Below are 19,390 nucleotides of genomic sequence, written 5' to 3'. Positions count from 1 at the left end.
TTTTCTGTGCAATAAGCCAAACCGATAGTCAGTTTTATTAGGCATGTCGAATAAATCAGTGATGACAGTTTTAGCAATAGAATTGTAACTCTAATGCAAAAAACGGGATTTACCGTTGCTCTCCTTTATCAGATAGAAAGTGTAACAAAGGGGACACAATGAAACGTATGGGTTTGTCTTTAATCGCCGCGTCAATTTTGGTTGCAAACATCTCTTCCGCAACCGCTCAACAGACAATGGCACAAGTAGTGAAATCATCTGTAGCTACCTCAACGAGCTACGATGACATCGCCGATGCCGCATTCTGGCGTAACCCTGAAAACCAACAGCAGAGCCTTCTTGCAGCAACGCTAGAAGGAGATGGCCTGGCCATTTATGATCATAATGGTCAGGAAGTTTTTCACGCTGAGGGGGAAGAATTCCAAGGCGCTGACATACGCTATGGCTTTACTGACACAAACGGTACCGCTGTTGATGTGCTGGCTGTCGCAATGCCAGATAAAGAATCAGTGGCTTTCTTCTCCATCGGCGCTGACACGCAGTCCCCGGTCAAGTCTCTGGGTACACTCGCCGTCGATATCAAGCCAGAAGGTGTTTGCCTTTACAAAAACATCACAACGGGTGAGCTGACTGCCACTGTATTTGCAGATGGCGGCGCGCTGTCACAATACAAACTCCAACTGACCAACAGCGGAATCGCCAGTGCCATCACTGATGACAAGGGCGAACCTATTGCTGTTCGTAAGGTTAATGTTGGCGGAGATATCAGTGCATGTGTGGTCGATGACCAAACAGCAACCCTTTATGTCGCTGAGCAAGATATCGGTATTTGGGCGTACGGTTCTGATGCCGAAAACGTCAAAGATCGTCGTCTTGTTGATGCCGTTAAACCTCTGGGTAACTTAGGTGAAATTGAAGCACTCGACCTGGTTTACGGTAAAAATGATGAAGGTTACGTCATTGCTGCTGACGAGGTAGTCGGCTTCAACCTCTATTCCCGTAACAACGGTAACCAGTATGCGGGTACTTTTAGCGTTGACGGCGTTGACGAAGCCAAAGGCGTTACCGTCGGCTTTGATGGACTGTGGGTGGCAAATACTGAGGCCGATAAGCCAGTATATGAGAAAGTCACTTACGCTGAGCTTTCAACATCTGTTCAAGGATGGTTGCCAGAATCGAACATTCTTAGCCATACCGAGCTAGCAGTGCAAAACGTATCGCTGGTTAAAGCAACGGGAGAGACTTTAGAGGTTGATGATGATGGCGATGCGGCAGATGACCCAGCTTTCTGGCTCAACCCTGAAGATGCATCTAAAAGCCTGATCATCGCGACCAATAAACAAGGCGGACTGATGGCTTATGACCTTGACGGTAACGAGCTGCAATACCTTGATGAAGGTGAACCAAACAACGTCGATATTCGTCAGAACGTAAAAGACTGGAATGGCGAAACCTTCTCTCTTGCCGTCGCCACGAACCGTGAGCTCAACACAATTACGCTCTATCGTATCGTTGCAGCAACAGACGGTCAGGCACCGATTCAAAAGCTGACTGCAGTGGGCAATAACGTTCATGAAGAATCACCTGAGTTAATTTCAAGCCTTGGCGAAGTGTACGGAATCTGCCTGTACCAAGATAAAAACGGTACTGCCCATGTGTTTGCCAATGGCAAAGGTGGCGATGTTGAGCATTGGCAACTGACGTTCACCAAAGACGGTGTTGCAGGCGAAATCGTGCGTAATTGGTCGCTGGCGAGCCAGCCTGAAGGCTGTGTGGCTGACGATGAAACAGGCACGCTGTATCTGGGTGAAGAAGACAGAGGAATCTGGATTTACAACGCTGATGCCAAAGCCGAGACCAAAGGCACCATGATGGCTGAAATCGACAACAAAACTCTGGTTGAAGATGTCGAAGGCCTGACTCTGTATAACAACGGTATCGAGAAGTTCCTGATTGCTTCAAGCCAGGGTAACAATACCTATGTGGTTTACGATATCGATAACAACCACAAAAATATCGGTACGTTTGCCATCATTGGTAACGACCAGCTGGGTGTAGACGGTGCCAGTGATACTGATGGTATCGATGTGATTCCAGGCAACCTAAGCGCAGCCTTCCCAGAGGGTATGTTCATCGCTCAAGACTGGTACAACATTGACGGCGGCTACAAGACTGAGAATCAAAACTTCAAGCTGGTAAGCTGGAAAGATATTCGTCAAACACTACAGCCATAAAAACCAATTTGGCTTAATAGATCACTGAGTATGTCTAACGGTGCTCAGCCAAAAAAAGCAGCGTCCCTTTCGGTTCGCTGCTTTTCTATTTACTGCTAAATGTTAACTGACAACAAGCTGTTGACCGGTATTATCCCCAAATTCTAGTACGTCACCTTAATGACCATTTTTACTGGATGATCGACACCATCATGGGAGAAATACACATTAGGGATCACTTCGACAGAGGTGTAGTTTTGGTCTTCAAGATTCTGTGTCGCTAAATCAATCACATTGTCGATGCCACGTCGGTTAAACGATACCGACGGGAATTGCGTCAAACTACTGGTCTCTTCATCAATGGTGTAGGTTTGTTTTTTCTCGTCAAACAGCACCACAATATTGCGACGAAAAGACGGGTATATTTTGGTATTAATCGGTGCAGACAACGGCATGATTTCCGCATTTTTCGTCAATCTGTCAATTTCTTTCGCTTCGAGACGAGCATTTTGAACAAACCGCTGCTTGCAACGTGATAGACAGTTAGCAAACTGCTGGCGAGTAAACCCGAGCTCATCAAACACAAGGTACATCAACAGCACTAAGAGACGATCTTTTCGAATAAGTTCATGGCTGATCGAAGACGTTTCCTTAGTTTTCACTTCAGAGCCGTGCGAAACCTGATCACGAATGGTCTTCATTAAGTCGAAATCTTCTTCACTGAACGCAATGAGCTTTTTGATGTCCGAAGATACATACTTCATTGCATTTTCATACTTTTGCGAGAAGTTAGGCTCCCTTTTCGCCGCTTTCACATGTTTAATGATTCTATTCACGCACTGGCGTTTATCTCGGTAGATACCCTCTGAGTATTTTTCGACTTCTTCATCAAGCATCTCTTTGAGTTCATTGGTATCCCAACTCGCCAGACGAAACCCGGTCTGTTCCGCAATTAAGGAGCAGTAGCGGTCGAGTAAAATAACGTGGCTCATGAAATCAAACTGCCATGAGCCTTCAAAAGTAAAGATGCCATAGAGGTTGGGCCAGAGTTGATCAAAGTTCTCTTTGGCGAAATAGTTTTTCAGCACTGTGTCCCAAAGGCCTTCACGGAATAGGTAACCACCGGTACAGAAACATAGATAAGAGCGCTCTATCGGGTTTAGCGACACCACAGATTCAAAGAAATACAGCGAGGTTTGGTAGCCATTTTCCTTGTTGACTATCGACACACTTTGCAGCGGCAGCGGAGAAGCAGATAAGGTCGAGAGGAACATTTTTAGCTTCCACGCCAGATTCTTCGCATCAGTCAGTTTGAGGTTTTTATCCAAACTTTTTATCTGGATGGAGTCTTTTTCCATCACCAAGAAATTCTTCTCACCCTGATTTTTTATCGTACAGGAGTATGATTTTCAATTTCATATTTAAGGCCAAGATACGTGATTTCGTGGCAAAATTTGTCGTAGCCAAAATCTTTATGAAGGCTACCATTGCTGAGCTTGTAAGGACGGCTGTTTTCAAACCAAGTAGATAGGCCAAAAAGACTGACGATGATGGTATCGAATTCGAAATCGAACTGCCCTTTGATGATGAATTCAGGATAAATCTCACCCGATAAATACTTGCAATCTATCAGCGTGTATTCACCATCCACTGAGGTGCATTGCAGCGTGTTGAAGGTATAACCCTCAGGTAAATGACGGACCTTTTCTGTATCTAAGCTTGATACCACCACGCGCGCTTTAAAATTCAATGCCACTTTGAGCGTGCCATGCAATTCGATGTCTTGCAGACGAAAACGGACATCAACAGACGTTTCTGTATCTATATTGATATCACTATTTCTCAAATCGACCTCCCGTCATTTTTACCTCCCTGTAATACCCGGAACCCTGCAAAAACAATCACTCATAGGAATATGCTGCACGCCACAACACTTAATTATAGATTGACGATGGTCAGCGCATGACCTTCGTTGACAGGATTTCCGGATAGACGGCCTTTCTTTTCCATTTCTCTAGGTGTCAGAAAGTGAACATCTTTCTGTGTACTCTTTGCATTTTATCTGGCTTCGAATGGGAATATCGTTTCAAAGCATGGACAGAAACTCAGCCTTTCATTGCAATCCGTTTTCCGAGAAAACCTCAGCAATTTATTTACAGCGCAGCAAAAATAACCCGCCTATAACATATATATAAAATACATGTTATTATATTGGCATTGTTTTTAGTGAGGAGACAGCCATGATTAATATCCTTGATCCAGAGAAAGAAAAAAGAGTTACACCATTGCTCAGGCAGGCTTTCCGACCATTCTTTTTGCTTGGCGCGAGTTTCGGGAGTATCGCCATGCTGCTATGGCTCGCTGTACTTCAGGGCAATTCCATAAGTTTTGCACTACCTGCGATGCTCTGGCATGCACATGAAATGGTCTTTGGTTTCGGTTTGGCTATTATTGCGGGTTTTTTGTTGACCGCTGTCCAAAACTGGACAGGACAAAGAGGAATTAACGGCTTTTCTCTTTTAGGGCTAGTGCTTCTTTGGTCACTCTCTCGGGTCATTAACGGTGTCGATTTAGCGTTACCGCTGTCTGTCATTACCGCGGCGGAGCTCGGTGTATTTTTGATGTTGATTTACACTCTCGCACGCCCTTTGATAAGAGTTCGTCAATACCGTAACCTGATTTTTGTCCCTATTTTGACCGCCATGGCAGCTTTAGATCTCACCTTTTATTGGATGCTGTATTCCGGCGATATCTTAAGCGCACTCCACGCCATCAAATTAGCCATTCTACTCGTCATCATGTTAGTGGTGATAATAGGTGGAAGGGTCATCCCGATGTTTACGGCGAACGGAACACAAACAGCCAAAGTCACTCCCTCCCCCACAGTTGAGCGATGGGCCATTGGCAGCTATGTGCTGGTTGTTGGGTTCACTCTCGCAACACTCTTTGTATCTCAAACAGACATGAGCGGCGTGCTTTCAATAGCGTGGTTCATTGTCGCTGCTTCGCACAGTGTTCGGGCTATCCGCTGGCGTCCTTGGGTAACATATAGAGTTCCGCTGGTTTGGTCATTACACGCAGCGTATTGGTGTATTCCGTTTGGTGCCTTAGGAATGGCGTTATCTTACAGCACGAGCCTGATCACTCACTCAACCGCGCTACATATCCTCACGGTAGGTGCAATGACGGGGATGATTCTGGCGATGATATCCCGGGTATCTCTCGGCCATTCAGGTCGACCGCTCATTATTAATCGTGTAACGGTCTCTGCTCTCTACTGTCTCTCAGCGGCGGCAATCGTTAGGCTGGTTTATGGATTGTGGCCAGACAAAACAGGCCTGCTGCTATCAGGAGGCCTGTTTATACTGGCATTTGCCTTATACGTATTGAGCTATTTTAACGTGCTGACTACACCCAGGGCAGACGGCCGTCCGGGTTAACGTTGTCAAAGCGGCAGGCCTAGAAGTTTACTCTGGTGATTGCACCATATTTTCAGCCATTCTGGCCTGCTTCTTTTGCGTACTCACCATGTGGTGTTCTCCAGTGTGCGACCAACCGGGTGGCATGATGCAGTAAGCCACTTTTGACTTAAAATCAGGCGCACTTTTCACGTCTGCCCACAGCTTTTTGAACTGGCCAAAGTGGGCATCAAGATAGTCGCCAGTATCGACCTGACTGGTAATGCCAAGCTCAACCGGATTGTTATCATTAAGTTCAACTTTGGTACCAAAAACCGTATCCCAGAATAAAGTGATAGATGTGTAATTGGTGTCCATATATTCGAGGTTCTTGCCGTGGTGAGCACGATGGTAGGAAGGCGTTTGCATGAAACGTTCTAAGATGCCGTACTTCTTCTTCACCATGTTATCACTGACGTGCAGCAGCGTGCCCCACAGCATATCAAGCGCATTCAGCAGCATCACCATCATAGGATCGACGCCAAACAACCCGGAGAAGAATCCAAGCGCAATAGGCATATAGAAAAGGGATTCGATGAACGAATGATTGATGCCAACAAGGATATTGATAGACTCAGGCGCATGGTGCGGCGCATGGATACACCAGAAGAAGCGCACTTTATGCCCCATCCAATGATGGACCCAATAACAGAATTCATACACCAGAAGGGCTATCGGCCACATATACCAATCGGTAATACCACCTAAATGCCACAATGCAAAGCCGCTCCCGACTTCAGCCCATGCTCCTGTCACCAGCGGTCGGGCCAAGATGGCGATGACACCCGCAACAATCAGCCCTATCACGATCATCTTGTACTCTGACAAATCGTGCATACGTTTTTTGAAATCAAAAAACAAAAACTCAATCGCACCCACCAAGGCGAGAATGGCGCTTGTAGCGCCAAAAGCGATAATAACATCCTGTTCTGTCATGTTTTTTCTGCCCCTTCAATCATTACTTGGGCTGGCTCGATAAGCACGTGCGCGCAATACCGCCAATTGAATACTTTCACCAGACTATAGGAGGCGCTAATTCAGCAATGTCCTAAATGATACAATCTCGAGATCAAGCCACCGAATGACGCAACGTATAATGGCCATTAACTGTGCCACGCTCTGTTCTTCGCAATCTCATCCTCTACCCACTCACAAGTGTCATTGATCGCAAAAAGGTGCAACAGCAGCCATCAATCAAGATAAAGTTCCGTACTATGCAGGGAATAAAAAAGACTATCAGGGAAGACCTATGACCTCTCCAGCAACATTTCTCGACACCTTAAACCAAGAATACCTCGCAGTTCATAAACACAAAGAAAAGCTGTTCTGGGACGTATACATGGGCACCAGTGATGATCAGCAGGCATTAGCAGATGCAGAAAAATCATGGAACGCTTTTGTCTCTGATGCGGCCCGAATTGATGCCATTAACCACCAGCTAGAAACACTATCGTCTCTGGAAGACTCAGAAGAAAATCGTGCAACCAAGCATGGTTTAGAAGGCTGGCTAAACATGTTCAGTAGCCATGTACCTGAAACAGCAGAAGCAGACGAGCTGAAGAAATCGATCATTGACTATGAAGCAGGCTTTTTCAAAAAACGTAAAGACTATCTGCTCCACTACACCGACGAAAATGGCGAACAGGTAGAAGCTGGCTTGCCTGTTTTGAGTGCCGTAATTTCAACCCATGAATCAGAAGCGGTTCGAAAGAGTGCGCATAACGCGTTGCTGGGTCTCGAGCAATGGGTCCTCGAAAATGGCTTCATCGACATGGTTAAACAGCGTAACGCTTATGCGCGTGCGATGGGCTTTGATAATTACTTCGACTATTCGTCAGCCAAGAAAGACCAGATGCCCGCAGAAACCCTGCTGTCGATCCTGAATACGTTCGAATCAGCAACCTGTGATGCCAACCAACGCGGTCTTGATGGCCTTGTTGCGGAGCACGGCGCTGATGTACTGGAGCCGTTTAACTTTGGTGCCAAAAGTAGCGGTGATGCCGTTAAGGCACTGGAGCAATACCTCCCGTTCGCTAAATCTGTTGAACGCTGGATTGCGTCATTCAGTAAATTACACATTCCATTTTCAGATGCAGAGCTGACACTTGACCTGCTGGAGCGTGAAGGCAAATACCAAAACGGCTTCTGTCATGGCCCACTGCCTCATTCTACGATGGAGGTGAATGGCAGCCAGCTAAAGTGGCCTTCACAAGCAACGCCAAGCCTAACCAGTCAGGCTGTGGCTATCGCGAGCTGAATACCCTGTTCCACGAAGGCGGTCACGCTGCGCACTTTGCTAACGTGCGTCAAAACGCGCCATGTTTCGCCCAGGAGTTCGCGCCAACGACCATGGCATACGCCGAAACCCAGTCTATGTTCTGTGACAGCCTGCTTGGCGACGCTGAGTGGCTGAAAACCTACGCCAAAGACGAGAACGAGAATGTTGTACCGGACGAGGTGATCAAGGCGATGATCTCTGTCGGGCAACCCCTGTCAGCATATCGCGAGCGCTCTATTCTGGTTGTGCCACTGTTTGAGCATAAACTGTATGCGATGGATGAAGACTCGCTGACGCCGGAGAGCATTACAGCACTTATCCGTGAAACAGAAAAAGCAGTGTTGGGTGTAGATGTCGCATCTCGTCCAATTCTGGCTATTCCACACCTGCTGACACACGAATATGCCTGCGCTTATCACGGTTACCTCTTAGCGCACATGGCGGTTTATCAGACCCGCGCGTATTTCATTGGGCAATACGGCTACCTGTCTGATAACCCAGAAATTGGCCCTGCGCTGGCGAAACATTACTGGAACCCGGGTAACTCACACACCCATGACCAAACGCTGCGCAATCTGACAGGCGAAGGCTTCAATCCTTCGTATCTTGCAGAGCACTGCAATCAAAGTACAGATTCCGCGTGGCAAGAGCAGACAGAACGCCTTGCTCGCCGCAACAAGCGGCTGAAAAACCGGGGCGTCCGCTAGATGCTACGATTCGACTGGTTGATGGCGAAAAAGAAATCGCCAGCAACGCCGTGTCTGATGAAGATATGTGCGCCACTTTCGAGTCTTACATCAATCAACGTTACTTCGCCTGATTGACGGTTAAACCAAAGAGAAAAGCCCCGAGAGTTCGGGGCTTTATTAATGAAAGTCATGTGCTCATCGGTCGCTATCCAACTTCTTCTAGGTCAATGAGTCGATTATTGTTGTCCAGCGTAATTCTAAACCGCCCCACGACACCGTAAGCAGAGACGAATGATCTGAAGTGGGACGCATCGATTTCCATACTTCGACCGCATTCTGTGTTTACCATGACCGAGGTGATGTTGCCGCGGTAATACTGCAGAAATTGTTGCTGAGAAATATCTACCGAGAAGTAATAATCTGCCATCGAATGTTCCTCCTTGAAAACCGTCTGATGTATCAATCAATATGTCAATCTGGCGATATAGTCAAACAAGCCTGGGTCGTAGCCAATGACTTTTAACCCTCGGGTTGATGCCTCAAGCCAGATTTGCCGTTTGAAATCGTCAGTGCCCTGAACCGATATTTCCGTCCAGTTCTTCGCCAGTGCGATATCAACAATTGATGATGCTACCTTTGGGTCATTTAGCTCGGTTTTTATCTCATCACCTTCAGAAACGAACGCCGGAGAGTCATAGCGTGATGAAAGATAATAGTTCCCATCATGTTGCGAATAATAGGAGCTTAAACCCTTTTCAGGGCTACTCGCATAATCGTGGCTTGTTTTGTATTTCTTACTGCCGCCCAGGTCACCGAACCCTTCATATCGCTCTTCCATTGAGCGGTATTTCCGCGCTGGAAGCTTGCCACTGGTATTCATTGATGGGTAGAAATAGTGGTCTTTTATCACCGAAGAAGGCCTTGCACCGCCAAAGTGCGTTAACCCTTTTGATACAGTGCCTTTTCGCTCACGTGAGGCCACAATCGACGGATTTTGAAAATACAATGCGCCATTAGTAGGATCCGGCAAACGGCCGTCGAGAGCGAGATTGATAATCGTATCTATTTTTGTCTGCCTCACCGCTGACAGTTTAGGGAGACGTCGCCAACCGCCGGAGCGATGAACGGGCTCAAACTGATAGGGTGCATTGATGATAGCTTGTATTGACCTGCCGAATCGCCCGCTCAAATAACGATTCAAAATGGTATATATCACACCCGCAAGACCAGCATCTCCCTGATTGGAAGCTTCTGCATAAGCCACACGCCCAATTGCATCTCTGTCGTCATTAGACAACGCCAATGAGCGAAGCTGTGACTGGTAAACAGCCCTTGCCTTCTTACAATCGACCTTATCGTTTGTTACGTCGTTCCCTTGGCCTGCTCCCAACGCTGAACACAGTGCCAATACAGCAAATACATCCATTCATTGCCCTCTTGATCGCAGATTCGCTCGCCACGTCGATGCTATCCCTGCAAAACCAGCGAAAATCAATGCTTCTACGATGTTTGTCGTTAGATCCCTACGTTTACCTAGGTTTCCGCTTATATTTTTTTGCAACTTAAGCCAAGCTAGCAATGCATCATCACGAATATAGAACAAGCATTCTGGCTTTTTCTCCATTTATCAGAAATCACTGATGTAACGGTATTAACTTTGCTTTTGACACCCTTATTTTTTGCATAATTTTTCAATCAGTGAAGTAGATATTCCCGTATTTTGTTGTCGGTATTAAAAATGAGTCACTTTTCAATTCGAATGCTGCCATTTTGTTGATTCCGCACTAATCTGCCTCGAATGGTTCCATCAAAACTGTTCCTTAAGTGCAACTTAATACATAAAAAATTTATAATAAAAAAACACCGTTCATTAATGATTAAATATCGTACGATAAATTTTGTTGATTGTTATGTTCCACCTCCTGGTTATTGTCCATTTAGGTGCCAAGAATTCGCTCGACAGGGAAAATTATGAACAATAAAAGAAAACAACTCATCGACTGGTATAGTCAGTCGCAGATAGAGAAAGGCGATATCGAGACAGCTCTATTGGTCGCTGAAGTCCGCCCCACCCATGCCGCATGGCTGCGCCTCATTGACCGCCTGATGTTATGGGGTGGGCTTATGGCTATGTCTGTCGCAATGATGTTTTCGTCGCATACAACTGGTATGAAATGAACCACATCGGCCATTTTGTTTTGGTGCAAACCTTTTTAGTCGCTGCCATTGCAGGATATTGGAAATGGCACCGCCACCCCTATCTCGCACCTTCGCTGCTCGTCACTGCCAGCTTGCTGCTGGGTGCCCTACTGGCGTTAGTCGGCCAGACCTATCAAACAGGTGCAAACAGTTGGCAACTCTTTTTCACCTGGGCCTGCCTTCTCATCCCTTGGGCCATCGCCGCTAAATCAAATGCCATGTGGTTACTCGTTCTCTCATTGCTCAATCTCTCTTTGTATTTATGGCATGTCGTGAACCCCGGATGGCCTCAAGATCTCTGGACAAACGAACGTTCATTGATGATTTGGGGGATGCTGTTTAATGCTGTTGCTGTTGCGGTGTGGGAGGCAGCCGCATCCCACAGTAATAGCGCGTCGTCCCGATGGCCAATGCGCCTCTTGGGTACTCTCTCGGCACTCTGTGCGTTCTGGATTGCCGCACAAATGATCGTCGAAGAAACCATACTGGTCATTCCGTTATCTCTCGTCACTTTTTGGCTTGCCAGCGCATTTTGTTTCTATCGTTACCTGCGTTTAGATATGTACTTTCTCTCCATATTAGCGATGTGGGGAACAGCAATCGTGGGGGCCGCAACCATCTACTGGAGCCTTGATGATTTTAATCTTGGCGGACTGTTGTTCAGCACCATGGTGATCTTGATTATGGCGAGCTTTGCGACGAGTTGGTTAAAGCAAGTGAGAAAGGAGGTAAATCATGACACCGAATAATCCCGAACTTTGGCACTTATTGAATCAAAAAGGGCTGACAGCCGGAGGCTTGCCACAGAACGAAGAACTAGCCAGCCTCTGGTATATGGATGCCTTTCAGGCTATTGCGACTTGGATGGCATCTCTGCTTTTCATCGGATTTGTCGGCGCTCTCTTCAACGACGCACTTGAGAACATTTTTCTCACCATTCCCCTTTCATTGATGATGTTAGCTGGCGCATTTTCGATATTTAAGATTGCTTCGCAAGTTATCACGACGAATATCGGCTTGGTACTGAGTCTCACCGCACAAGTGTTATTGGCATTTATCATTAATGAACATGTTGATAAAAGCACATTCGATCTCACCTATACCGCTTTAGCACTGTTTGCGCTGCAAGTTCTGTTGGTCCTTACTTTTGATAATCATGTTCATCGGATGATGTGTGCGTTTTTTGCTGCCTGTGCGTTTGCATTCGTGATGCTGATTCATGATCACTATTACTGGGTAGTGGGCCCTCTACTGATGGTCTTTTGCTACCTGAAGCTCACGGAGTTTTCTTCGCCAAAATGGGTAAAGATAAAATCCGCAGCATCGGCCGGATTGCTCGCTGCAGTTCTGTTAATCCAATATAATTTGCCAGAAATGATAAGGGTTACATCACAACATCCCTTTCATCTCTCAAGTGAAATACTCAATGCGCTTGCGCTGTTCGGCACAGTCATGATGATCAATCAGCGAACAGCAATGTCTGTAAAAGCAAAAGCTTTTGCCTTCTTCTGTGCCTGATACTGACCTTGTTTTCCTTTCAAGTGAACGGGCTAACAACAGGCATGACGATCATGTTAGTGGGTGTGTATTCCGGCCAGCGAATGATTCAAGGGTTGGGGATTGCAAATATGATGATGTTCGCGTCTATATATTACTTCAACCTCGATACTACCCTGTTGTATAAGTCGATCACACTCGCTTTGCTCGGCATCGTTTTACTGGCTGGGCGATGGTTCCTGCTTCAACAGAGCAAACACACCAATATCGAAAACAAAGGAGATAACCAATGACAAGGTGGATTGTATTGGCAGGCCTTTGCTTTGCTCTTTTGATGGTCAATCTCAATATCGTCTCTAAAGAAACGCTATTGACGGAAGGAAAACCGGTTTTTCTCAGGCTGGCTCCGGTAGACCCTAGGTCACTGTTACAGGGCGATTATATGCGGCTTGACTACGCTTTGAGCCGCGATATTTATGCAGCACGGCAAACACTGATATCCGACGACAGTGCTTCGTATTCTGAGCGAGAAAGACAAATTGGTTCTGAGGGTTTTGTCGTCTTAAAACCCGACGAGCGAAATGTTGGGCAATTTGTTCGGCTCGACGACGGTACACCAATCAAACAGGACGAAATCAAACTCGCCTACAAAGTCCATAAAAATCGTATGCGCATTGCAGTAGACAGTTTCTTTTTTCAGGAAGGACACGCCAAAGCCTATGAGACCGCAAGATATGCGGAGTATCGAGTGAGCGAGCAAGGTGACTGGCTTTTAGCATCGCTGTTCGACGAGCAGCTCAATGAAATCGATCCTGTAGAACTGATGAAACAAAGCGTTATTAACAATTAAATTAATAAAAAGGCTCAAAAAGTGGATATCGAGTCGAATCAGCATACAGTGACTGAATAATAATTAACAAAAAGATGTTTACATTTTGGCCATTAGATCGATAATGATAATAATTATCATTAGAGGTCTCATCTATGATGAAGGAATGGGAAACACTTTGCACCGCTGGCAACGATTGTTTTCATCAGTGTCGGTGGACACAGGCCAAAAGGCACTACCTTTCAGCACTTGTGATTGTTGAAGCACTGTATACGGCGTCACCAGATAACGATTCTCTCATGCTGGCTTGGTTGGTAACGCACCACAATCTCGCCAGCTTGTATAAGAAAACAGGCGAAACCGACGAACAGATTAATCATCTGACAACGCCGTTTATCACTCTGAGAGACAAGCTGAGAACAACACCTCCTTCAGACAAGAGCTACCCAACGATCCTTCATGCACTGACCAAATGTAAGTTCGAACTCACAACGAACATGCAAGGTGAGCAACCTGATGACCTCTCGTATGAACATAATTCTGTTCCCTCCGCTAAACCCGGAGATACCATCCACTGAAAAGGAGCTTTTATGCGATCGGTAATCACAACGTTAATTACTGCATTGATGTTTAGTCCACTTGTTAACGCTCACCCTGGGCATGATCACAGCCACTGGTCTTCTTACGCTATCCACGCGGGTTGGATAGGCTCGTTGGCGCTGGCGGTTGTTATCGGCCTTACTGTTGTAAGACGTCGAATGACAAACGGAAAAGACAAGAAATAAATTAGGAGAGTAAACATCATGCTACATAAGCTTCTCGCTTCAGTTGAACGTATCAGCGCCATTGAGCCTGTTTCTGCGCATTGTGATATCCCATGTAAGATTTACGATCCTCATCATGCACAGATTGCTGTGCTGACAATGATCCGTACGCTGGATCTGCTGCTTGAACTCAACGACAAAGACAGCCTGACCAAAACGGAAGAGGCGCAATTTGTTCGTCTAGTAGCTCAAAAAGAAGAACACGGCATCAAGGTAAAAGATGAAGTGCGTGTTATCTGGGGTGATTACTTCAAGCAGCCTCAGTTTGACGCCTTCCCTGAAATTCACGAATTGACGCACACTATCATGCTGCTCACCTCCAAGCTTAAGCAAGGGCTGGACCGTGATGTAGGTGTTGAGCTACTTGAGAAAGTAAACCGTTTCGCACAGATCTTCTGGGAAAGCAAAAGTGTTGCGACGTACACAGCAGACTGCCCTTACCCGCCAGCACTGCCTGTGACTTATCCAGACCTTAAAGGCTAACAATGTTGGGTTTTCGCCTGAACAAAGTGACGGGATTTAGTATGTTTCCTCGCCTTAGCCCCGGCGATTATGTACTTTCGTTTCGTCAATTTAGATGGAAAAAAGCCAAACCCGGGCAAATGTTTGTGCTAAGCCATCCGGTTTACGGCGAAATCGTAAAGACACTGGCCTCTGTCGATGAGGAAGACAGTCTCTGGTTTTGTGGTGAAAATGCAGAGAGCGTCAGTGCGGACAACATTGGTGCCATTACGCCTACTGACGACTCACCGATTTATCGGGTGATTTATGTCATTCGTCCATCTTTAAAATGGGCACAACGATGACGAATGCTCAGTAAGAGCTCAATCAGCGTGAGTTATAAAGGCAAGGCTAAAAATATGAAAAGGCGGCTCTTTGCCGCCTTTTTTGTTGCCGTAGCGTCCAGTAAGGACTCAACGAATACGCGCTTCTGATTGAGCATCAAACAACACAACTCTGTCCATATTAAAGGCCATCGCTGCGGTATCGCCGCCTTTCAGTGTGCACTTGGCCTGCATTCTGGCAACCACTTCTTTACCACCTAATGACGTGATCACATAGGTATCTGCACCTGTCGGTTCGACAACATCTACCTGACAGTCAATGTTACCGCTATCAGTATCTGTGGCTTCGCGAATATCTTCAGGTCGAATCCCCACCAGCACTTCTTTACCCTCGTAGCTTGCGATATCAGACATGCTTCGAGTAAGAGCAAGGAAGCGAGAGTCACCCGCACTGTTTTTCATTTCCAGACACAGGTCGTCACCCTGTCTGACCAATGTGGCCGGGAACATATTCATTGAAGGCGACCCCATAAACGTTGCTACAAACACGTTGGCTGGGTCGTCATAGACTTGTTCAGGTGAGCCGAGTTGCTGCAACACACCGTCTTTCATGATCGCGATCTTTGTGGCCAGTGTCATCGCTTCGATTTGGTCATGCGTCACATACACGATCGTCGCTTTTAACCGTTGGTGTAAGCGCTTGATCTCAGTACGCATGTCTACGCGAAGTTTGGCATCAAGATTCGACAAGGGTTCATCAAAGAGGAAGATCTTCGGGTCGCGCACCAGTGCTCGCCCCATCGCAACACGTTGGCGTTGGCCACCGGACAGCTGCCCCGGCTTCCGCTTTAACAAATGCTCGATTTGCAGCATCGCCGAGACATCCGCAATGAGCTTATCTCTTTTTTCTTTCGGTACACCGCGCATCTCGAGACCGAAAGAAATGTTCTGTTCCACCGACATGTTCGGATACAACGCATAGGACTGGAAGACCATGGCGATGTCACGCTCGGAAGGGTGAAGATGATTCACCTGTTCCTCACCAATCATGACAGTGCCGCCAGAAATATCATCCAGCCCGGCAATCATATTCAACAGGGTGGATTTCCCGCAGCCTGACGGACCCACCAGCACGAGGAAATCACCATCTTCGATACCAATATTGATACCACGGAGTACTTCGGTATGGCCGAAGGTTTTTTGTACGTTATCTAAAGTAAGTGAAGCCATGTTGTTAATCCTTTACCCCGTTATCCTTTCACCGAGCCTGCCATCAGACCGCGGACGAAGTAGCGTCCGGCGACAACATAAACAAACAGTGTCGGCAGTGCAGCTATCATGCCGCGGCCATGTGCACGTTGTACTCTTTGACACCCGTCGACGAGTTCACCAAGTTATTCAGAGCAACCGTGATCGGTGCTGATCCGCCTGATGAGAAAGATGCCCCGAACAGGAAATCATTCCAGATGTTGGTGAACTGCCAGATCACCGTGACCACGATAATCGGACCAGAGCTTGGTAACAGAATACGGAAGAACATCTTGAAGAACCCCGCACCATCAATCATCGCCGCTCGCACCAGCTCCTGAGGGAATGCTTCGTAGTAGTTGCGGAAAAACAGCGTGGTGAATCCTAAGCCGTAGGTCACGTGAACAAGCACCAAACCCGGCGTGGTATTCGCAATACCAAGTGTTCCCAACACCTGAGACATCGGCACCAGCACCACCTGAAACGGGATAAAGCAACCGAACAGCATCAGACCAAACACCCAACGGTGACCGGGGAAACGCCATTTTGTTAGCACATAGCCGTTAATCGCGCCTAGCAAGGTCGATAGCAACACACCCGGGACCGTGATCATGATGGAATTACCAAAGTACCCGCTGATCCCCTCGCAAGTCAGGCCTATACATGCGCTTCCCCATGCGGAAAGCCAGGGCTCAATGGTCCACATTTCAGGGAAAGCCATCATATTGCCCTGTCTGATCTCTGCCAGTGACTTAAACGAGGTCACCAACATCACAAACAGTGGCAGAAGGTACATACAGGCGAATACGATCAGCGTGGTGTAAATGGCAATCCGCCAGAATCGTGGTCCAGAAAAAGGAGACGAAGACTCAGTGTGCATTTTTCCCCTCCTTCAGCTCGGAATACAGGTATGGAATGATGATGGCAGCAATGGTCATCAGCATGATGATGGCACTGGCCGAACCCACCGCCATTTGGTTGCGGGTAAAGGTGTATGAATACATGAAGGTGGCAGGCAACTCGGTGGCATTTCCCGGACCGCCCCCAGTCAGAGCGATGACTAAGTCGTAACTCTTGATCGCCATATGAGCCAGCACGATAAACGCACTCAAAAACACCGGGCGCAGTTGCGGGATAATGATCCGCGTGTACATTTTGTATGGCGGTGCACCATCGAGCTGTGCGGCCTTGAGGATCTCGCTATCGATGCCGCGTAACCCGGCGAGGAACATCGCCATCACAAACCCTGACGTTTGCCAGACGCCAGCAATGACGACGGTATAAATTGCCATATCGGGGTTAACCAGCCAGTCAAAGCTGAAGCTTTCCCAACCCCAGTTCTGCATGGTTTTTTCAAGGCCTAAGCCCGGGTTTAAAAACCACTTCCATGCTGTACCTGTCACAATAAAGCTCAACGCCATTGGGTAGAGGAAAATAGGTCGTAAACCGCCCTCTATCCGAATACGCTGATCCAGCAAAATGGCCAAGAACAAGCCTAATGCGCAACAGATGATGATGTAGAGCCCGCCAAACACGGCGAGGTTTTCGAGAGCAACCTGCCAGTTGAGAGAATTCCAGAGTTTTTCATAAGGTCTAAGACCAATCAGGTCATAATTTGGCAACATTCTGGACTTGCTGAAGGAAATGTATGCCGTCCAGATTATGAAGCCGTAGACAAATAAAAGGATCAGGGCAAACGACGGGGCTAGCACAAGTTTTGGGATTTGCTGCTGCCACCATCCCCGTGAACCTTTTTTTGGATAAGAAGCCATAATTCATCCTTGTAGACCGGAGCCGAACTGCTTTGGCTCCAGCCATCCACTACTAAACACTACTGCGCATCTGCTACCGCTGAAACCAGCGCTTTTACTGCCTGAGCAGATGTCATACCGCCATTGAAGTGGTTAGTCACCACGTCATACACCGCGTTTTTAACCGCAGCAGGGGCAGCGTGTCCGTGAGCCATACTGCCCACTAAGGTGTCACTGGCATTGGCTTCCGCCAGATCTTTCATTCCTTTCTTACCACAAGCATCAAAGTCGGCATCAGAAACGTCTGTACGTGCAGGTACTGAACCTTTCACCACGTTAAACGCTGATTGGAACTTAGGGGCCATGATGGATTTCGCCATCTCGTCCTGCGCAGAACTCTTACCCACATCGAACATTACAAATTGGTCTGAGTTAAAGGTCACCATGCCTTGCGTGCCCGGCATACGGAAGCACACAAAATCTTCACCCGGTACATTGCCCGCTTTCAGGAACTCGCCTTTCGCCCAGTCACCCATAATTTGCATGCCAGCTTTGCCTTCAATAACCATGGCAGTGGCAAGGTTCCAATCACGGCCTGGGAAGTTATCGTCAACATATCCCCGTAGCTGCTTCATGCGATCGAAGGCTTTTTCCATAGTTTTAGAACCCAGTGCTTTCGGATCGAGTTCTACAAACGCTTTGCGATAGAAGTCGATACCGCCGGTTGTCAGTACCACACCATCGAAAATGGTTGCGTCCTGCCATGCCTGACCACCATGCGCCAGCGGGATGTAGCCAGCCGCTTTCAGCTTGTCCATGGTCGCAATCATTTCGTCCCAATTACTTGGTACTTTGGCACCCACTTTGTCGAGCACTGCTTTGTTCGCCCAAATCCAGTTGGTTGAGTGAACGTTAACCGGCGCAGATACCCACTTACCGTCGTACTTAGCAAAACGCTGCAACGCAGAAGGCACAACTTTGTCCCAACCTTCTTCTTTTGCCACTGCATTCAGGTTGCGACCACACCTTCTGATGCCCAGTCCTGAATATCAAAACCCAGCATCTGAACAGCGGTTGGCGGATTCCCCGACGTAACGCGAGCACGAAGCACTGTCATCGCGTTACTACCCCCACCACCCGCGATCGGCATGTCTTTCCAACCCACTCCTTTGGTCTGTAAATCATCTTTCAGAACGTTCAGCGCAGCCGCTTCCCCGCCTGATGTCCACCAGTGAAGTACTTCAACATCTGTTGCTTGCGCAGCATTTGCCATACCCAAGGTAACGGCAGCTGAAAGCAAGGTTCTCACAATTGGCTTTTTCATGTTTTTCATCCCATTATTTATCGGCCCTTACGGGCTTTCCTTTCCAGAGGCTCTGTTGCAGCGCCCATTGACCCCGTTGGGGGGGTGTTTGACTCCCGCTCTATCAATTCGACATCCACCAGGATCTTTTTGGGTGCATGCTCATTTCCGAGCAGTCGTTCCAACAGGTAGCAAGCTTCGCGGCCAATATCAGCCCCTTTTACCCTCACGGTAGTCAGGGGCGGTGATAACAACCGCGAATCGTTTAAGTCATCGAAGCCGACGACCGACACTTCTTTGCCGGGTGTCATTCCTA

19 protein-coding genes and 3 pseudogenes are annotated in these 19,390 nt (G+C 47.4%); 12 read left to right on the top strand and 10 right to left on the bottom strand.

Going from position 1 to position 19,390, the window contains the following annotated elements; all coding sequences use genetic code 11:
* The first annotated feature begins 158 nt into the window (after nt 1-158).
* Nucleotides 159-2,234 carry a phytase gene (locus CS022_RS00785; RefSeq protein ID WP_129120687.1) on the top strand — a complete coding sequence of 692 codons (2,076 nt, stop codon included), beginning with the start codon at nt 159-161 and terminating at the stop codon, nt 2,232-2,234.
* A gap of 143 nt (nt 2,235-2,377) precedes the next feature.
* Here the strand turns inward: CS022_RS00785 and CS022_RS00780 are convergent, their stop codons facing one another.
* Nucleotides 2,378-3,571, bottom strand: coding sequence for a HEPN domain-containing protein (locus tag CS022_RS00780; RefSeq protein ID WP_129120686.1), 1,194 nt, complete (start codon nt 3,569-3,571; stop codon nt 2,378-2,380).
* Nucleotides 3,572-3,600: 29 nt separating this feature from the next.
* Nucleotides 3,601-4,059: a hypothetical protein gene (locus CS022_RS00775; protein WP_129120685.1), complete on the bottom strand. Its 459-nt coding sequence runs from the start codon at nt 4,057-4,059 to the stop codon at nt 3,601-3,603.
* 394 nt (nt 4,060-4,453) lie between these two features.
* Between CS022_RS00775 and CS022_RS00770 the strand changes: the two genes are divergently transcribed.
* Nucleotides 4,454-5,653, top strand: coding sequence for an NnrS family protein (locus CS022_RS00770; protein WP_129120684.1), 1,200 nt, complete (start codon nt 4,454-4,456; stop codon nt 5,651-5,653).
* A gap of 27 nt (nt 5,654-5,680) precedes the next feature.
* On the opposite strand, the gene CS022_RS00765 is transcribed toward CS022_RS00770, so the two are convergent.
* Complete coding sequence (locus CS022_RS00765; protein ID WP_129120683.1) at nt 5,681-6,607, bottom strand: sterol desaturase family protein; 927 nt, start codon at nt 6,605-6,607, stop codon at nt 5,681-5,683.
* Nucleotides 6,608-6,920: 313 nt separating this feature from the next.
* Here CS022_RS00765 and CS022_RS00760 point away from each other — a divergent pair.
* A pseudogene (locus CS022_RS00760) lies at nt 6,921-8,769 on the top strand (M3 family metallopeptidase).
* A gap of 74 nt (nt 8,770-8,843) precedes the next feature.
* On the opposite strand, the gene CS022_RS00755 reads toward CS022_RS00760, so the two are convergent.
* Both CS022_RS00755 and CS022_RS00750 read right to left on the bottom strand, forming a co-directional pair.
* Nucleotides 8,844-9,065, bottom strand: coding sequence for a DUF2835 family protein (locus tag CS022_RS00755; RefSeq protein WP_129120682.1), 222 nt, complete (start codon nt 9,063-9,065; stop codon nt 8,844-8,846).
* Between the two features lie 36 nt (nt 9,066-9,101).
* Nucleotides 9,102-10,064 carry an LPD7 domain-containing protein gene (locus CS022_RS00750; protein WP_129120681.1) on the bottom strand — a complete coding sequence of 321 codons (963 nt, stop codon included), beginning with the start codon at nt 10,062-10,064 and terminating at the stop codon, nt 9,102-9,104.
* A 545-nt stretch (nt 10,065-10,609) separates the two neighbouring features.
* Between CS022_RS00750 and CS022_RS24745 the strand changes: the two genes are divergently transcribed.
* From CS022_RS24745 to CS022_RS00710, 9 genes are all read left to right on the top strand, one after another.
* Nucleotides 10,610-10,816, top strand: coding sequence for a hypothetical protein (locus CS022_RS24745; protein ID WP_161569513.1), 207 nt, complete (start codon nt 10,610-10,612; stop codon nt 10,814-10,816).
* On the top strand, nt 10,813-11,586 hold the full coding sequence (locus CS022_RS00745; RefSeq protein WP_161569512.1) for a DUF2157 domain-containing protein: 774 nt from the start codon (nt 10,813-10,815) through the stop codon (nt 11,584-11,586). The genes CS022_RS24745 and CS022_RS00745 overlap by 4 nt, the downstream gene beginning before the upstream one ends.
* A complete protein-coding gene (locus CS022_RS00740) occupies nt 11,573-12,355 on the top strand; it encodes a DUF4401 domain-containing protein (RefSeq protein ID WP_129120679.1) in 783 nt (260 codons plus the stop codon). Before CS022_RS00745 ends, CS022_RS00740 begins: the two co-directional genes overlap by 14 nt.
* Before the next feature lie 23 nt (nt 12,356-12,378).
* Nucleotides 12,379-12,627, top strand: a complete 249-nt coding sequence (locus CS022_RS00735) for a DUF4401 domain-containing protein (protein ID WP_235869189.1) — start codon at nt 12,379-12,381, stop codon at nt 12,625-12,627.
* Nucleotides 12,624-13,184: a GDYXXLXY domain-containing protein gene (locus tag CS022_RS00730; RefSeq protein WP_129120677.1), complete on the top strand. Its 561-nt coding sequence runs from the start codon at nt 12,624-12,626 to the stop codon at nt 13,182-13,184. Before CS022_RS00735 ends, CS022_RS00730 begins: the two co-directional genes overlap by 4 nt.
* Nucleotides 13,185-13,318: 134 nt before the next feature.
* Nucleotides 13,319-13,741 (top strand): tetratricopeptide repeat protein, encoded by a 423-nt coding sequence (locus tag CS022_RS00725; protein WP_129120676.1) that lies wholly within the window; start codon nt 13,319-13,321, stop codon nt 13,739-13,741.
* A 12-nt stretch (nt 13,742-13,753) separates the two neighbouring features.
* Nucleotides 13,754-13,948 carry a hypothetical protein gene (locus tag CS022_RS00720; protein ID WP_129120675.1) on the top strand — a complete coding sequence of 65 codons (195 nt, stop codon included), beginning with the start codon at nt 13,754-13,756 and terminating at the stop codon, nt 13,946-13,948.
* Nucleotides 13,949-13,966: 18 nt separating this feature from the next.
* Nucleotides 13,967-14,470 carry a superoxide dismutase, Ni gene (gene sodN, locus CS022_RS00715; RefSeq protein ID WP_129120674.1) on the top strand — a complete coding sequence of 168 codons (504 nt, stop codon included), beginning with the start codon at nt 13,967-13,969 and terminating at the stop codon, nt 14,468-14,470.
* A gap of 41 nt (nt 14,471-14,511) precedes the next feature.
* Nucleotides 14,512-14,793, top strand: coding sequence for a S24/S26 family peptidase (locus CS022_RS00710; protein WP_129120673.1), 282 nt, complete (start codon nt 14,512-14,514; stop codon nt 14,791-14,793).
* Between the two features lie 108 nt (nt 14,794-14,901).
* On the opposite strand, the gene CS022_RS00705 is transcribed toward CS022_RS00710, so the two are convergent.
* The 5 genes and pseudogenes from CS022_RS00705 to CS022_RS25715 form a co-directional block, all read right to left on the bottom strand.
* The gene (locus tag CS022_RS00705) at nt 14,902-16,002 is read right to left on the bottom strand and encodes an ABC transporter ATP-binding protein (protein ID WP_129120672.1); all 1,101 of its coding nucleotides are present in this window, start codon (nt 16,000-16,002) and stop codon (nt 14,902-14,904) included.
* A gap of 20 nt (nt 16,003-16,022) precedes the next feature.
* A pseudogene (locus CS022_RS00700) lies at nt 16,023-16,900 on the bottom strand (carbohydrate ABC transporter permease).
* Complete coding sequence (locus CS022_RS00695; protein WP_129120671.1) at nt 16,890-17,792, bottom strand: carbohydrate ABC transporter permease; 903 nt, start codon at nt 17,790-17,792, stop codon at nt 16,890-16,892. Before CS022_RS00695 ends, CS022_RS00700 begins: the two are co-directional and overlap by 11 nt.
* A gap of 59 nt (nt 17,793-17,851) precedes the next feature.
* A pseudogene (locus tag CS022_RS00690) lies at nt 17,852-19,095 on the bottom strand (ABC transporter substrate-binding protein).
* 17 nt (nt 19,096-19,112) lie between these two features.
* Nucleotides 19,113-19,385, bottom strand: coding sequence for a substrate-binding domain-containing protein (locus tag CS022_RS25715; protein ID WP_235869170.1), 273 nt, complete (start codon nt 19,383-19,385; stop codon nt 19,113-19,115).
* Nucleotides 19,386-19,390 lie beyond the last annotated feature (5 nt).

Source organism: Veronia nyctiphanis, assembly GCF_004116385.1.
Lineage (GTDB): Bacteria > Pseudomonadota > Gammaproteobacteria > Enterobacterales > Vibrionaceae > Veronia > Veronia nyctiphanis.
This window is presented reverse-complemented; position numbering and strand designations above follow the sequence as displayed.

What these genes read in the sequence shown, in the direction of transcription:
- sodN (WP_129120674.1), top strand. Translation starts at nt 13,967, where the DNA reads ATGCTACATAAGCTTCTCGCTTCAGTTGAACGTATCAGCGCCATTGAG.
- CS022_RS00740 (WP_129120679.1), top strand. Translation starts at nt 11,573, where the DNA reads ATGACACCGAATAATCCCGAACTTTGGCACTTATTGAATCAAAAAGGG.
- CS022_RS00765 (WP_129120683.1), bottom strand. Translation starts at nt 6,607, where the DNA reads ATGACAGAACAGGATGTTATTATCGCTTTTGGCGCTACAAGCGCCATT.
- CS022_RS00720 (WP_129120675.1), top strand. Translation starts at nt 13,754, where the DNA reads ATGCGATCGGTAATCACAACGTTAATTACTGCATTGATGTTTAGTCCA.
- CS022_RS00705 (WP_129120672.1), bottom strand. Translation starts at nt 16,002, where the DNA reads ATGGCTTCACTTACTTTAGATAACGTACAAAAAACCTTCGGCCATACC.
- CS022_RS00745 (WP_161569512.1), top strand. Translation starts at nt 10,813, where the DNA reads ATGAACCACATCGGCCATTTTGTTTTGGTGCAAACCTTTTTAGTCGCT.
- CS022_RS00710 (WP_129120673.1), top strand. Translation starts at nt 14,512, where the DNA reads ATGTTTCCTCGCCTTAGCCCCGGCGATTATGTACTTTCGTTTCGTCAA.
- CS022_RS00730 (WP_129120677.1), top strand. Translation starts at nt 12,624, where the DNA reads ATGACAAGGTGGATTGTATTGGCAGGCCTTTGCTTTGCTCTTTTGATG.
- CS022_RS25715 (WP_235869170.1), bottom strand. Translation starts at nt 19,385, where the DNA reads ATGACACCCGGCAAAGAAGTGTCGGTCGTCGGCTTCGATGACTTAAAC.
- CS022_RS00695 (WP_129120671.1), bottom strand. Translation starts at nt 17,792, where the DNA reads ATGGCTTCTTATCCAAAAAAAGGTTCACGGGGATGGTGGCAGCAGCAA.
- CS022_RS00785 (WP_129120687.1), top strand. Translation starts at nt 159, where the DNA reads ATGAAACGTATGGGTTTGTCTTTAATCGCCGCGTCAATTTTGGTTGCA.
- CS022_RS24745 (WP_161569513.1), top strand. Translation starts at nt 10,610, where the DNA reads ATGAACAATAAAAGAAAACAACTCATCGACTGGTATAGTCAGTCGCAG.
- CS022_RS00725 (WP_129120676.1), top strand. Translation starts at nt 13,319, where the DNA reads ATGATGAAGGAATGGGAAACACTTTGCACCGCTGGCAACGATTGTTTT.
- CS022_RS00755 (WP_129120682.1), bottom strand. Translation starts at nt 9,065, where the DNA reads ATGGCAGATTATTACTTCTCGGTAGATATTTCTCAGCAACAATTTCTG.
- CS022_RS00750 (WP_129120681.1), bottom strand. Translation starts at nt 10,064, where the DNA reads ATGGATGTATTTGCTGTATTGGCACTGTGTTCAGCGTTGGGAGCAGGC.
- CS022_RS00770 (WP_129120684.1), top strand. Translation starts at nt 4,454, where the DNA reads ATGATTAATATCCTTGATCCAGAGAAAGAAAAAAGAGTTACACCATTG.
- CS022_RS00780 (WP_129120686.1), bottom strand. Translation starts at nt 3,571, where the DNA reads ATGGAAAAAGACTCCATCCAGATAAAAAGTTTGGATAAAAACCTCAAA.